General features: G+C 65.8%; 9 protein-coding genes and 1 other RNA gene. 8 read left to right on the top strand and 2 right to left on the bottom strand.

Annotated features, from left to right (window positions below):
- The first annotated feature begins 53 nt into the window (after nt 1-53).
- The 3 genes from C8K14_RS06995 to C8K14_RS06985 are packed head-to-tail and all read left to right on the top strand — an operon-like array spanning nt 54 to nt 5,435.
- Nucleotides 54-797, top strand: coding sequence for an ImuA family protein (locus C8K14_RS06995; protein ID WP_233250943.1), 744 nt, complete (start codon nt 54-56; stop codon nt 795-797).
- Nucleotides 685-2,262 (top strand): DNA polymerase Y family protein, encoded by a 1,578-nt coding sequence (locus C8K14_RS06990; RefSeq protein ID WP_369974038.1) that lies wholly within the window; start codon nt 685-687, stop codon nt 2,260-2,262. The genes C8K14_RS06995 and C8K14_RS06990 overlap by 113 nt, the downstream gene beginning before the upstream one ends.
- Nucleotides 2,259-5,435 (top strand): error-prone DNA polymerase, encoded by a 3,177-nt coding sequence (locus C8K14_RS06985; RefSeq protein ID WP_107716163.1) that lies wholly within the window; start codon nt 2,259-2,261, stop codon nt 5,433-5,435. The genes C8K14_RS06990 and C8K14_RS06985 overlap by 4 nt, the downstream gene beginning before the upstream one ends.
- A gap of 182 nt (nt 5,436-5,617) precedes the next feature.
- Here C8K14_RS06985 and rpoH read toward each other — a convergent pair whose 3' ends face one another.
- Both rpoH and C8K14_RS06975 read right to left on the bottom strand, forming a co-directional pair.
- Entirely contained in the window at nt 5,618-6,532 is a 915-nt protein-coding gene (gene rpoH / locus C8K14_RS06980) for an RNA polymerase sigma factor RpoH (RefSeq protein WP_022675464.1), read from the bottom strand.
- A gap of 115 nt (nt 6,533-6,647) precedes the next feature.
- Entirely contained in the window at nt 6,648-7,592 is a 945-nt protein-coding gene (locus tag C8K14_RS06975) for an RluA family pseudouridine synthase (RefSeq protein WP_022675465.1), read from the bottom strand.
- Between the two features lie 93 nt (nt 7,593-7,685).
- Here C8K14_RS06975 and C8K14_RS23000 point away from each other — a divergent pair, with 93 nt between their 5' ends.
- The 5 genes from C8K14_RS23000 to putA all read left to right on the top strand — a co-directional run bounded on the left by C8K14_RS23000 (nt 7,686) and on the right by putA (nt 14,178).
- The gene (locus tag C8K14_RS23000; RefSeq protein ID WP_233250942.1) at nt 7,686-8,477 is read left to right on the top strand and encodes a Mov34/MPN/PAD-1 family protein; all 792 of its coding nucleotides are present in this window, start codon (nt 7,686-7,688) and stop codon (nt 8,475-8,477) included.
- Nucleotides 8,478-8,554: 77 nt separating this feature from the next.
- A complete protein-coding gene (locus tag C8K14_RS06960; RefSeq protein ID WP_107716162.1) occupies nt 8,555-9,196 on the top strand; it encodes a histidine phosphotransferase family protein in 642 nt (213 codons plus the stop codon).
- 16 nt (nt 9,197-9,212) lie between these two features.
- Nucleotides 9,213-9,917, top strand: coding sequence for an N-acetylmuramoyl-L-alanine amidase (locus C8K14_RS06955; protein ID WP_107716161.1), 705 nt, complete (start codon nt 9,213-9,215; stop codon nt 9,915-9,917).
- 10 nt (nt 9,918-9,927) lie between these two features.
- An RNA gene (rnpB, locus tag C8K14_RS06950) (RNase P RNA component class A) lies at nt 9,928-10,347 on the top strand.
- A gap of 186 nt (nt 10,348-10,533) precedes the next feature.
- The gene (gene putA, locus C8K14_RS06945; RefSeq protein WP_107716160.1) at nt 10,534-14,178 is read left to right on the top strand and encodes a trifunctional transcriptional regulator/proline dehydrogenase/L-glutamate gamma-semialdehyde dehydrogenase; all 3,645 of its coding nucleotides are present in this window, start codon (nt 10,534-10,536) and stop codon (nt 14,176-14,178) included.
- The last annotated feature ends 19 nt before the right edge of the window (nt 14,179-14,197 follow it).

The following is a 14,197-nucleotide window of genomic DNA, read 5'->3' as shown; positions in this document are numbered from 1 at the left end:
CTGTTCCAACGGCCAGCCTCGACAGGGAGTGAGAAATGGAACATAATAGGAACATGGAAAGTGTTTCCGCCTCGATCCTCACCACCCCGGCCTGGCGCCTGCGCCCGGCCTTGCAGCGTCCCGTGCCTATGCTGGCGGCGGGCCAAGTGCATGAAGTGCATGGGCAAGGTGATGATCGCGCGGCGGGGCTTGCCTTTGCCTTGGGGCTGGGCGCGGCGAATCGCAGTGGCACCGTGCTGATGGTGCGCAGTGGCAGGCGCCAGTCGCTGGCGCTCTACGGTGAAGGACTGATGCTGCTGGGTATCGATCCGGCGCGGCTGCTGCTGGTAGAGGCAGGCGACGCCGCCACTCTGCTGCGCGCTGGGCTGGAGGGCGCGCGTTGCCCTGGCCTGGCGCTGGTCTTGCTGGAAAGCGAGGGGCCCTTGAAAGGCTATGACCTGACGGCCAGCCGGCGCTTCGTGCTGGCTGCCGAACGCACGCAAACGCCGGTCGTGCTGTTGCGCCATGCCGCCAAGGCGCAGCCCAGCGCCGCACATACCCGCTGGCAGGTTGCCAGTGCGCCGTCCCAACCCCTCGCAGCGCCACCGGGTGCGCAAGTGCGTCCGCCCGGCTTGCCGGCTTTGGCGGTAGAGGCGCTGCGCTGGCGGGGTGGGCCGGCGGGGCAAACGTGGCATTTGCAATGGGATGAACAACATGGCGGTTTCCGGGACACCACCGGCACCTCCAACCGGAGCGAAAACGGACAGGCGGCGCCATCTGGCGCTGTACTTCCCCTGGCTGCCCTGCGAGCGGGTTAGGGCCACATCGGCAGACCCGCTGCCCGCAGGCGTGCCGCTGGCCCTGGTGGCGCGCAGTGGCCAGGCCTTGCGCCTGATGGCGGTAGAGCGCGACGCCGCTTGCCATGGCCTGGCTCCTGGCATGACCCTGGCTGATGCGCGTGCCCGCTGCCCCGATCTGCTCACCCTGCCCCATGATCCGGCCGCCGATGCCACGCTGCTGGCGCACCTGGCCACGGCGATGCACGCGCTGACCCCCAGCGTCATGCCCGATCCCCCCGATGGTTTGCTGCTGGATATCAGTGGCTGCGCGCACCTCTTCGGATCGGAAGCCAATATGGTGGAAAAGGCTTCTGAAATTACAGCACTTTCCACGATCCATGCCCTCGCCTGCAATCCGGCCGCGGCGCGCGCCCTGGCCCGTCACGGCACGCCGGCGCAACGCCGCGCGGAGGATGTGGCAGCCCTGCCAGTGGCCGCGCTCGACCTGAGCGAGGAGGCCGCCAGCGCACTGCGCCGCGCCGGACTCAAGCGTCTGGGCGATCTGGCCACACGCCCGGCCCCGGCCCTGGCGGCGCGCTTTGGCGAAGGGGTGGTGCTGCGCCTGCGCCAGTTGACCGGAGACGTTGCTGCCCCCTTGGCCCCGCAACCCATGCAGGCCCCGATCCGGGCCGAGGCACGCTTTGCCGAACCCATCGCCCGCACCGATGACGTGCTCGAGGTGGCCGAGGATCTCTTGCGCCAGGTTGCCGCGCAGATGGAGCAACGGCGGTTGGGCGGGCGGCGCTTTGCCCTGACCCTGCATCGCAGCGATGGCGCGCGGCGGCGCCTGCAGGTGGAGACCGGCCAGCCCACGCGTGATCCGCCGGTGCTGGTGCGCCTGCTGCGCGAGCGGATCGACAGCCTGGCCGATCCGATCGATCCCGGTTTCGGGTTCGATGCCATCACCCTGGCGGTCAAGCGGGCCGAACCCCTGGCTGCGCGACAGACCGGACTGGACCAGGCCGAGGAAAACCAGGACAATCTGCAGGCGCTGATCGATCGGCTAGGCGTGCGATTGGGCCAGGATGCCGTGCTGCGCCTGATCCCGGCCGATCGCCATATGCCCGAGCAGGCGCAGGTTCAGGCCCCGGCCACCAAATGGAACGGAACCGTTTCGTTTTCCCTTGCCGCCATGCCCCGCCCCCTGCTGCTGTTCGATCCGCCGCAAGGGATCGAGGTGATCGCCGGGGTGCCCGATGGCCCGCCCTTGCGGCTGCGCTGGCGCGGCACCGTGCATGAAGTGGTCCACGCCGAAGGGCCCGAGCGCATCGCGCCTGAATGGTGGCGCCAGCGCGGCGGGCATATGGGCACCGGCGCAGAGCGCACCACGCGCGATTATTACCGGATCGAGGATGGGCGCGGCCGCCGCCTGTGGGTGTTCCGGCGCGGCCTCTATGGCACGCAAACCACGCCGGCCTGGTATGTCCACGGGTTGTTTCCATGACCGGGGTTCCATTCTTTGCAGAACCTGTTGCTGCCACCAATTTCAGCTTTCTGCGCGGGGCGGCCCATCCGGCGGAAATGGTGGCGCGCGCCCATGCGCTGGGCTTGAAAGGCATCGGCATCGCCGATCGCAACAGCGTGGCCGGTGTGGTGCGTGCCCATGCCGCGTGGCAAGAGATTGGCGGCAAGGCAGGTGGCTTTGCCCTCAAGGTTGGCGCGCGGCTGTGCTTTGCCGATGGCACGCCCGATATCGCCGCCTATCCCACCACGCGCGCGGCATGGGGGCGGCTGACGCGCCTGCTCACCATGGGCAATCGCCGCGTGGAGAAAGGCGAGTGCCACCTTACCCTGCCCGATCTGCTGGACCATACCGATGGCGTGGCCCTGATCGCGATGGACGGCAGTGCCGATCTGCTCGCCCGCCTGACCGAGGCTGCGCCCCACCTCTGGCTGGCGGCCACGATGCCGCGTGCCGGGGCCGATGGCCGCGATCTTGCCCGGCGGATGGCCTTGGCGCAAAGCGCCGGCGTGCCGCTGATTGCCAGCAATGATCCGCGCTATGCCGTGCCCGAAGACCGCCCCCTGCATGACGTGCTGACGGCCACGCGGCTTGGCACCACCGTGCATGCCGCCGGGCGCCGCCTTGCCGCCAATGGCGAGCGGCATATCAAGCCGCCGGCCGAAATGGCCCGTCTTTTCACCCTGTGCCCAGAGGCCCTGGAAGCGACACGCGACTGGCTGGATTGCATCGATTTCACGCTGGACCAGATCGTATATGAATACCCGCACGAGCCGGTACCGGAAGGCTGGAACCCGCAGGCTTGGCTCGAACATCTGGTGCGGGAGAATGCAGCACGCCAGTTCCCCCATGGCCTGCCGCCTGGATACCAAGAGGTTCTGGATGAAGAGTTTCGCCTAATCTCTTCAAAAAATTATGCTTATTATTTTCTGACGGTGCACGATGTGGTGCGCTATGCGCGCAGTCTTTCCCCGCCGATCCTGTGCCAGGGTCGTGGATCTGCGGCCAATTCCCTCGTCTGTTATCTGCTCGGCATCACGCCGATCGATCCGGTTCAGGAAAAGCTGCTGTTCTCTCGCTTCCTTTCCGAAGAGCGCCATGAGCCGCCCGATATCGACGTGGATTTCGAGCATGAGCGGCGCGAAGAGGTGATGCAATATATCTACCACCGCTACACCCGCGAGCGCGCCGGGATCGTCGCCACGGTGATCCGCTATCGCCAGCGCAGCGCCATTCGTGACGTGGGCAAGGCGCTGGGCCTGTCGGAAGATGTCACGGCGCGGCTTTCCGGCACGGTGTGGGGCAGTTGGGGGCGCGGCTCGCTGCCCGAAGAGCGCCTGTCGCAGGCCGGGTTCGACCCTGAAAACCGCGAGATCGCCCGCCTACGCGACATGGTCGATCGGTTGCTGACGTTCCCGCGCCACCTTTCGCAGCATGTCGGCGGCTTTGTGCTGTGCCAGAGCCGGCTGGATGAACTGGTGCCGATCCACAATGCCGCCATGCCCGATCGCACGTTCATCGAATGGGACAAGGACGACATCGACGTTCTCAAGCTGATGAAGGTGGACGTGCTGGCGCTGGGCATGCTCACCTGCATCCGCAAGAGCTTTGACCTGATGGAGCGCCACGGGCTGGGCCGCTTCACGTTGGCCACCGTCCCCCGCAAGGACAAGGCTACGTTCGACATGCTGTGCCGGGGAGACAGCGTGGGCACGTTCCAGGTGGAAAGCCGCGCGCAGATGGCGATGCTGCCCCGGATGAAACCGCGCAAGCTCTATGACCTGGTGATCCAGGTGGCGATCGTGCGACCGGGGCCGATCCAGGGCGGCATGGTTCATCCCTATCTGCGCCGCCGCAATGACGAAGAGAAGGTGGAGTACCCCGGCCCGAAAGGCGAATTGCAAGAGGTTCTGGAAAAAACCCTGGGCGTGCCGCTGTTTCAGGAGCAGGCGATGAAGCTGGCCATCGTGGCCGCCGGCTTCTCCCCGCCCGAGGCCGATGGCCTGCGCCGCGCCATGGCCACGTTCCGCAACCATGGCACGGTCACCAATTACCAGGAGAAGTTCATCACCGGCATGGTTTCGCGCGGCTATCCGCCCGATTTTGCCGAGCGCTGCTTTGAACAGATCAAGGGTTTTGGCGAATACGGCTTTCCCGAAAGCCATGCCCAGGCCTTTGGCTGGCTGGCCTATGTCTCGTCATGGCTGAAATGCCATTACCCCGGGGTTTTCACCTGCGCCCTGCTCAACAGCCAGCCCATGGGGTTCTATGCGCCGGCCCAACTGGTGCGCGATGCGCGCGAACACGGCGTGGAGGTGCATGGGTCCGATGTGAACCGCAGTTGGTGGGATTGCACGCTGGATGATGCTCGCACCCTGCGGCTTGGCCTGCGGATGATCGATGGCTTCAAGGAAGAATGGGCCGCCGCGATCGTGCGCGCCCGCCTGGCTGGCGTGTTTGCCTCTCCCGAAGACTTGGCGCGCCGTGCCGAACTGCCGCCGCGCGCGCTGGCGCTTTTGGCCGATGCCGATGCCATGGTCTCTCTGGGCCGCGATCGGCGCCAGGCTGGCTGGGACATACGCCGCGTGCCGCCCAGGCAACTGCCCCTGTTTGCCGCGCTGGATGCGCCCGAACTGGCGGCTGAACCCGATGCCGCCCTGCCCGCCATGCCCCTGGCCGAAGAAGTCGTGGCCGATTACCAGACCCAGCGGCTTTCGCTCAAAGGCCATCCGATGCAGTTCTTGCGCGCCGGTTTTGTCCGGGAGGGCGTGCTATCGTGCGCGCAAGTCAATGCTGGCAAGGATGGGCAGAAAGTGCGCGTGGCCGGCGTGGTGCTGGTGCGGCAACGGCCCGGCAAGGGCAACGCCATTTTCATTACGATCGAAGATGAAACCGCCGTGGTCAATGCCCTGATGTGGGCCCGCGATTTCGAGAAGCAGCGGCGCCCTGTCATGGCGGCGCGGCTCATGGTGATCGATGGAGAGGTGCAACGCAGCAAGGAAGGCGTGGTGCACCTGATGGTGTCTTGCGTTCATGATGCCAGTGCTGCTTTGGCAGAGTTGCAAGAGGATGGTGGAGTGCCAGCGCCCGATCCCGCCTTGGCACGGCATCCGCGGCAGGTGCGGGTGTTGCCGAGATCACGGGATTTTCATTGAGGGGCAAACCTCGCGTAGGGCCCCGGATCAAGTCCGGGGCGACGGGAGACTTCAAACTGACGAATGAGATCCCACAATCATCGCCCCGGACTTGATCCGAGGCCCCACGCAATCTCGAATGCCAACAAAAAAGCCCGGCCACCCCTCTGGACAACCGGGCTTTTCCATCATGCTCAAATCAATCAGCTTGCCGGCAGCAAGTGCCGTTCGCCGGCGATGCGCTGCATCGCCTTCTGCAGCTTTTCAAAGGCGCGCACTTCGATCTGGCGCACGCGTTCGCGGCTGACGTTATAGACCTGGCTCAGTTCTTCCAGCGTCTTGGGGTCATCTACCAGGCGGCGATCGGTCAGGATGTGACGCTCGCGATCGTTGAGGCTGCCCATCGCTTCGACCAGCATGTCGTGGCGATAGTGCGCTTCCTCGGCGTCGGCCACCGTCTCGTCCTGCAAGGGGCGATCGTCGGTCAACCAATCCTGCCAAGTGCCCTCGCCGTCTTCGCGCAGCGGCACGTTCAGGCTGGCATCGCCACCCATGATCATGCGCCGGTTCATGTTGATCACTTCCTGCTCGGGCACGCCCAAGTCGGTGGCGATCTTCTTGACGTCTTCGGGCGACAGGTCGGTGTCTTCGAACGCCTCGAGGTTCTTCTTCATGCGGCGCAGGTTGAAGAACAGCTTCTTCTGCGCAGCGGTGGTGCCCATCTTGACGAGGCTCCACGAGCGCAGAATGAACTCCTGCATCGAGGCCTTGATCCACCACATGGCATACGTCGCCAGGCGGAAGCCGCGATCGGGCTCGAACTTCTTGACGCCCTGCATCAGGCCGATGTTCCCTTCGGAAATCAGCTCGGACACGGGCAGGCCATATCCGCGATAGCCCATGGCGATCTTGGCCACGAGTCGCAGATGGCTTGTCACCAGCTGCGCTGCGGCTTCAGGATCGGCATGTTCCTGATAGCGCTTGGCGAGCATGTATTCCTGCTCAGCCGTAAGCACCGGAAATTTGCGAATCTCAGAGAGATAGCGGTTGAGGCTAGCTTCCCCGCCCAAGGCCGGAACGGTCGCGGGGGCTTTGGCCACTGCTGTCTTGTTGCTCACCTGAACACATCCTTTCGTCGCGTCAGTTCCCCGATGAAGAACCTCTAGCGAGCATTCCCCGGTGGGGCCACACATCCTTTTGGTACACAGTAATCGATTTATACCATGATCAAGCTCAAGAACCGCCCAGTTCGACAATCAGTTCCGTCATATCGACGGGCGTCGAGCTGGTGAAATGGAGCGCTTCACCGCTAATCGGGTGAATGAAACCCAATTCTGCCGCATGCAGCGCCTGTCGGGCAAAACCGATACGGGCCAGAATGGGGCGAATTCGTGCGGGTGCGCGTCCATAGACAGGATCACCCAATAGCGAATGGCCGATTGATGCAAGGTGAACGCGGACCTGGTGGGTTCTCCCCGTTTCCAGGCGGCATTCGACCAGGGCCGCACCATCGAGCGGCGAAAGCGTGCGATAGTGCGTGACGGCATGCTTGCCGCGACCATCATCGACCAGGGCCATCTTCTTGCGATCGTGCACCGAACGCGCAATCGCGCCGCGGATCGTGCCAGCAGCGGGCATGGGCCGGCCGGCGGTAACCGCCTTGTAGGCGCGCACGATCGAGTGATCGGCAAACTGGCGGGCCAGCCCCTCGTGCGCGGCATCGCTCTTTGCCACCACGAGCAGGCCGGAGGTATCCTTGTCGATCCGGTGTACGATGCCTGGCCGTGCCACACCGCCGATACCCGAAAGCTGCCCGCGGCAATGATGCAGCAGCGCGTTGACCAGCGTGCCATCGGGATTGCCGGCGGCCGGGTGAACGACCAGCCCGGCCGGCTTATCCACCACGATCAAGGCATCGTCTTCGTAGGTGACCGACAGCGGAATATCCTGCGCCACCGCCTCTGCCGGGACCGCGGCGGGAACGCGCACGACGAATGCAGCGCCAGCGGCAACCTTGAGCGAGGCCTGGCGAACGCCCTGCCCATCCAGCGTAATGCGCCCCTCGTCGAGCAGCGCCTTGACCCGCTCGCGCGACAGGCCGCTGGCGTCGGCCAGAGCCTTGTCAAGGCGGCCGGGCGCGGCGATCGTGCCGGTCAGAATGTCGTCTAATTCCCCCATTGGATTGAGGATATGGGTATTCTTTGGCATGGGAACAAGGGGGTAGGCGATAGGGATAGACCAAGTATGGTTGGCCCCTTATCTCACAGCGCTATGGCCTTTCATGCCTACCTGCTGCTCTGCGCCGACGGATCGTTTTATGCTGGGCATACAGACGATCTGGAGGCGCGCATGGCGCAGCACCAACACGGCATAAGCGGCTATACGGCAAAGCGCCGCCCCGTCCGACTGGTCTGGCAGCAGGACTTTGCCACGCGAGACGAGGCGTTGTCCGCTGAGTTGCGAATCAAGGGTTGGTCGCGGGCCAAGAAGCAGGCTTTGATCGACGGTGACCGGGATCGGTTGAAGGCTTTGGCGCGCAATCGGCAAGGCAGTGGGGTTCAGCCAGGGGGCTTCGACAGGCTCAGCCCGAACGGAGGGGGGGATAATGAAGTTGTTGTCACCCAAACGCCGTTCGCCCTGAGCTTGTCGAAGGGCGCCAGCGCAACGCTTGATATGACCCTATCCCCCGCCGCCCTTACCGCCATGCTCGACGCAGCGGCGCGGGCGCACCCTCGGGAGGCATGCGGGCTCTTGCTCGGGCATGGAAATCATATCGCCTTGGCGCAGGAATGCACCAATGTGGCACCAGATCCGTCGCATCATTTCGAGATCAATCCGGTCGGATTGATCGCCGCGCACCGCGCCGCGCGTGCCGGTGGGCCGGCATTGATCGGCTATTTTCATTCGCATCCCAATGGTTTGGCGCGTCCTTCTGTCACCGATTCTGCCCAGGCGGCGGGCGATGGCAGGATATGGGCAATCGTGGCGCAGGGACAGGTGAGCCTGTGGCGCGATGCGCCATCTGTATTTCAGGCGCTTTCCTATCACGTCGCAGACGGTTAAGGCGCATTGCTGGGGAGAGGATGCAGCAGCAGCCAATCCCGACGCATTGCATACCCCGGAAGGCTTCCCAATCTGCCATGACCATTGCCACGCTTGATCTCGCCAGCCTGCTCTGCTCGCGGCTTTGCCACGACCTGTTGAGCCCGGTGGGCGCGCTTACCAACGGGCTGGAACTGCTGGCCGAGGAACGCGATCCGGAAATGCGGCAGAAGTGCATGGAATTGCTGGAGCAGAGCGCCACCAGTTCGGCCAACAAGCTGCGCTTTTTCCGCCTGGCGTTCGGTGCTGCTGGCGGCTTTGGCGATATGGTGCCCGTGGCCGAACCGCGCGCGCTGGTCGATGCGCTGGTTGCAGTCAATCCGCGCATTTCAGTGGCCTGGGCCCTGGCGGACGACATGCTGCCCAAGGCGGCGGTGAAAACGCTGCTGAACCTGTCCCTGATCGGAATCGAGGCGCTGGTGCGTGGCGGCAGCCTGGATATCGCCGGCGAAGTGCGGAATGGCGCGACCGAGCTGGTGATCCGCGCCAGCGGGCCGCGCATCGCGTTCGATCCGCTGGTCGCCCAGGCCCTGGCCGGCACGCTGCCGCCGGCCGAATTGTCCAGCCGCACCGCGCCGGCCGCCATGCTGTATCAATTGGCGCAGAGCCTGGGCGGTGGTTTCCAGACCCATGTTGCCGCCGACGCCCTGGTGCTGGGCGCCGTGCTGCCGGTTCGTTGACAGACCGCCGCGCCGCATGAACCGCTGGCTGGTCCATCGCGAGGAGCCGTCGCCCAATTTCAACGAGCGACGGCTGCCGGTAACGATGATCGTGCTGCATTATACCGGCATGCAGAGCGCGGCCGAGGCGCTGGAGCGCCTGAAAGACCCGGCTGCCGAGGTTTCGGCGCACTACCTGATCGATGAAGACGGCACGGTGATCCGCCTGGTGGACGAGGCCAAGCGTGCCTGGCACGCCGGGCGCAGTTTCTGGCGCGGGATCACCGATGTCAATTCCGCCAGCGTGGGGATCGAACTGGTCAATCCCGGGCACGAGTTTGGCTATCGCCCCTTCCCCAATGCCCAGATGGAGGCGCTGGTGCCGCTGCTGGGCGATATCATGCGGCGGCATGATATTCCGCGCGCCAACGTGGTGGGCCATTCCGACGTGGCGCCGGCCCGCAAGACCGATCCGGGCGAACTGTTCGATTGGGACATGCTGGCCCGCTATAATCTGACCCTTCCCCGCCCCCGCCCCAAGATGCGCCTGCTGTATGACAACGAAGGCGCGTTTTTCCTGGCGCTGGAACGCTTTGGCTATGATGTCAGCGACAAGGAAGCAGCCGTTGCGGCATTCCAGCGGCGCTGGCGGCCACACAAGATCGACGGCGAGGTCGATGGACAAATCGGCGCATTGCTGTTCGAACTGCTGTTGGCGCGCGATCTGGGCCATGCTAGGTGACCGCTTCGCGCCGGGGAGCCGGGCAGCCGCGTCATCACTTCGTCTGATGCCGAGGAAAGTCCGGGCTCCACGAGACAAGGGTGGCGGGTAACGCCCGCCGGCCCGGTGCAAGCCGGGCAAGGGAAAGTGCCACAGAGAGCAAACCGCCGACAGGGCTTTTCAAGCCTTGGGCAAGGGTGAAAGGGTGCGGTAAGAGCGCACCGCGCGACCGGCAACGGAAGCGGCAAGGCAAACCCCACCCGGAGCAAGACCGAATAGGGGCAACGCGCATCCCTCGTGGATGCAGGCGTGTTTCGCGCCAGTTGCCCGGGTTGGTTGCTAGAGCGGCCTGGCAACAGGTCGCCAAGAGGAATGGCTGCCCGTGCCGATACGGTCCACACGTGGGATACCGTCGGTGCGACAGAACCCGGCTTACAGGCTCCCCGGCGCGTATTCAGTCAGACCAGGCAAATGTTAGCTCCACTAGGCCGGTGCGGCGTCTGTCAGTCGTAACAGCCTCAGCCATCTGCCGAGACGTTGAAATCGGCCTGTTTGCAGTATCGTATTCAGGCCATTTGGACTGAGCGTCTGGCAAGATTGGGCCAATGGCCTGCGTACGTCATGATACCATGGCCGTATGGATCAGCCCGCGCCCCGCCCGTTCGCCCGCTTCTTCGCCCCGCTCGCCGGGGAAACCCCGCTGCGCCAGGCGATCACCGCCGCCACGCGTCGCAGCGAGCGGGCCTGCATTGCAGCGCTTGTGCCGCAAGCGACCGTGCCGGAAGACCTGCGCGCGCCGATCGCGGCCACGGCCAGCGCCCTGATCAGCCAGTTACGCGCCGATGCCCGCCCCGGCGCGGTGCAATCGCTGGTGCAGGAATATGCGCTGAGCAGCCCGGAAGGGGTCGCGCTGATGTGCCTGGCCGAAGCGCTGCTGCGCATCCCCGACGTGGCCACGCGCGATGCGCTGATCCGTGACAAGATCGCGCCTGGTGATTGGCGCGGCCACGTGGGCAAGGATCGCCCGCTGTTCGTCAATGCCGCCTCGTGGGGCCTGCTCGTGACCGGTCGCCTGGTCCAGGCCGAGGACGAGGCCGGCCTCGGCGCCAGCCTGACTCGCCTGATCGCGCGGATGGGCGAGCCGGTGATCCGCCGCGCGGTGGACGCGGCGATGCGCATGATGGGCGAACAGTTCGTCACCGGCGAAACCATCGAGGAAGCATTGCGCCGTGCTGCCCCGCGCGAGGCCAAGGGCTTTGCTTTTTCCTACGACATGTTGGGCGAAGCGGCGATGACCGCCGCCGATGCCGATCGCTATAACGCGTCGTACGAGCAGGCGATCACCGCGATCGGCAAGGCCAGCGCCGGGCGCGGCATCCATGGGGGCCCGGGCATCTCGATCAAGCTGTCGGCGCTGCATCCGCGCTATGCCCGGGCCAAGGCCGAGCGGGTCAAGGCCGAACTGCTGCCGCGCGTCAAGGCGCTGTGCGTGATGGCCAAGGGCCATGACATCGGCCTCAACATCGATGCCGAGGAATCCGACCGGCTGGAACTGTCGCTTGACCTGCTGGAAAGCCTGGCGACCGATCCCGACCTCGCCGGGTGGAATGGCCTGGGCTTTGTCGTGCAGGCCTATCAGAAGCGCTGCCCGTTCGTGATCGATTGGATCGTCGACCTGGCGCGGCGCGCGGGCCGGCGTATCATGGTGCGGCTGGTCAAGGGCGCCTATTGGGATGCCGAAATCAAGCGCGCGCAGGTCGATGGCCTCGCTGATTTCCCGGTCTATACGCAAAAGGTCCATACCGACCTTGCCTATGTCGCCTGCGCACACAAGCTGCTGGCCGCGCGCGACGTGGTGTTCCCGCAATTTGCCACCCACAACGCGCAATCGGTGGCGACCGTGCTGCACCTGGCGGGACCCGATTTCACGATGGGCGACTATGAGTTCCAGTGCCTGCACGGCATGGGCGAAGGGCTCTATGACCAGGTCGTCGGCGCCGACAAGCTCAACCGCCCATGCCGCGTCTATGCCCCGGTGGGCACACATGAAACGCTGCTGGCCTATCTGGTGCGGCGCCTGCTGGAAAACGGGGCCAATTCCTCGTTCGTCAACCGCATCAACGATCCGGCTGTCTCGATTGACGAACTCGTGGCCGATCCGGTGGCGGTGGTGACGGCACAGGCAGATCCCGGCGCGCCCCACCCGGCGGTGGCCCTGCCCGCCGCGCTCTTTGCCGATCGCCGCAATTCGAGCGGGCTCGACCTGGCCGATGAAGCGATCCTGGCCGATCTTGCGCCGCGCCTGATGGCGAGCACGGAACGCGCATGGCAGGCAGGGACGCCTGGCGAACCTGGCACGGGCGAGGCGGTGCGCAATCCGGCCGATCACCGCGATATCGTGGGTGAAGTCTGGCCGCTGGACGCCGCAGGTGCGCAAGCCGCCGTGGCCAGCGCCCAGGCCGCCGCGCCGATGTGGGCAACTACCCCGGTGGCCGCGCGCGCGGCGATGCTGGAACGCGCCGCCTGCCTGCTGGAAGACGAAGGCCGCGCCTTGATGGGCCTGATCATGCGCGAGGCCGGCAAGACTGCCGCCAATGCCGTGGGCGAAGTGCGCGAGGCGGTCGATTTCCTGCGCTATTACGCGGTGCAGGCGCGCAGCACCCTGGCCCATACCAGCCCGCTGGGGCCGGTGGTGTGCATTTCGCCGTGGAACTTTCCGCTGGCGATCTTTGCCGGGCAGATTGCCGCCGCGCTGGTGGCGGGCAACCCTGTGCTGGCCAAGCCGGCCGAGGAAACGCCGCTGATCGCGGCACAAATGGTGCGCCTGTTCCATGCCGCCGGCATTCCCGCCGATGTGTTGCATCTGGTGCCCGGCGATGGCGCGATCGGCGCTGCGCTGGTGGAGGCGCCAGGCGTTGCGGGGGTAATGTTTACCGGATCGACCGAAGTGGCGCGGATTATCCAGCGCACCTTGGCCACGCGCAGCGATGCGAGCGGCCGGCCGATCCCGCTGATCGCCGAAACCGGCGGGCAGAACGCGATGATCGTCGATTCCTCTGCCCTGGCCGAACAGGTCGTGGCCGATGTCATCGCCTCGGCATTTGATAGCGCGGGCCAGCGCTGTTCCGCGCTGCGCGTGCTGTGCCTGCAGGAAGACGTGGCCGATCGCACGCTGGCGATGCTGCGCGGCGCGATGGCAGAGCTGACTGTCGGCAATCCCGATGCGCTGGAAACCGATGTGGGGCCGGTGATCACCGCGCAGGCGCGCGACGGGATCGAGGGACACGTGGCAGCCATGGCCGAGCGCGGCGCGCGGGTGCACCGCCTGCCCCTGCCCGATCAGTGCGCCAACGGCACGTTCGTGACGCCGACGCTGATCGAGATTCCTGGCCTTGCTGCCCTTGGTCGCGAAGTGTTTGGCCCCGTGCTGCATGTCGTCCGGTTTGCCGCGCGCGACATGGATCGTCTCGTCGCGCAGATCAACGCCACCGGTTATGGCCTCACCTTTGGCCTGCACACCCGGCTGGATGATACCGTGGCGCGGGTGACGCGGGCGGTGGAAGCGGGCAATCTCTATGTCAACCGCAACACCATCGGCGCGGTGGTTGGCGTGCAGCCGTTCGGCGGCCGGGGCCTTTCGGGCACGGGACCCAAGGCGGGTGGCCCGCTCTATCTGGCGCGACTGGTGCGCGGCGCCACGGGCAACCCGCCCGTTCTGGCTGGCGCGCTGGGGCAACCGGGGCCTGAGGCGGCCATACTGGCCGATTGGCTGGACCAGCATGGCGAGGCCGCAACCGCCCGCGCCGTGCGCCACGATGCCGCGCGCAGCAAGCTGGGCGTCGACGTGGAACTCGCCGGCCCGGTGGGGGAAAGCAACCGCTATCGCCTGGCGCCGCGCGGCCGCATTGCGCTCTATGCCACGACCACCGCTGGGCTGTGGCGACAGCTGGGCGCGGCGCTGACCACGGGCAACCACGCCGTGATCATGCCCGGCGCGCCGCTTGCTGCCCTGCCCGCCGATTTTCCGGCGGCGCTGGCCGCGCGGATCGGCTTTGCCCGCAGCGAACCGGTCGATGATCTGGCAGCCGCGCTGGTCGAACATGTCGGTGCGCCGGCACGCGCAGCGGCAGAGGCGCTGGCCGCGCGCGAGGGCATGATCGTGGCCCTGCACGCCGCCGATACGACAGGCGCCTACCCGCTCGATCTCTTGGTCGAAGAAGTGAGCCTGTCGATCAACACCACCGCCGCCGGCGGCAATGCCAGCCTGATGGCCATGGTCTGAACCCAGGCACCCTTGCGCG

Origin of the sequence: Novosphingobium sp. GV079 (assembly GCF_003058045.1) — a bacterium.
GTDB classification, from domain to species: domain Bacteria; phylum Pseudomonadota; class Alphaproteobacteria; order Sphingomonadales; family Sphingomonadaceae; genus Novosphingobium; species Novosphingobium capsulatum.
This window is presented reverse-complemented; position numbering and strand designations above follow the sequence as displayed.

Bases quoted from the DNA above. Each gene is read 5' to 3' on its own strand.
- C8K14_RS06995 (WP_233250943.1), top strand. From the start codon at position 54: ATGGAAAGTGTTTCCGCCTCGATCCTCACCACCCCGGCCTGGCGCCTG.
- C8K14_RS06990 (WP_369974038.1), top strand. From the start codon at position 685: ATGAACAACATGGCGGTTTCCGGGACACCACCGGCACCTCCAACCGGA.
- C8K14_RS06985 (WP_107716163.1), top strand. From the start codon at position 2,259: ATGACCGGGGTTCCATTCTTTGCAGAACCTGTTGCTGCCACCAATTTC.
- C8K14_RS06975 (WP_022675465.1), bottom strand. From the start codon at position 7,592: ATGGGGGAATTAGACGACATTCTGACCGGCACGATCGCCGCGCCCGGC.
- C8K14_RS23000 (WP_233250942.1), top strand. From the start codon at position 7,686: ATGGCCTTTCATGCCTACCTGCTGCTCTGCGCCGACGGATCGTTTTAT.
- C8K14_RS06960 (WP_107716162.1), top strand. From the start codon at position 8,555: ATGACCATTGCCACGCTTGATCTCGCCAGCCTGCTCTGCTCGCGGCTT.
- C8K14_RS06955 (WP_107716161.1), top strand. From the start codon at position 9,213: ATGAACCGCTGGCTGGTCCATCGCGAGGAGCCGTCGCCCAATTTCAAC.
- putA (WP_107716160.1), top strand. From the start codon at position 10,534: ATGGATCAGCCCGCGCCCCGCCCGTTCGCCCGCTTCTTCGCCCCGCTC.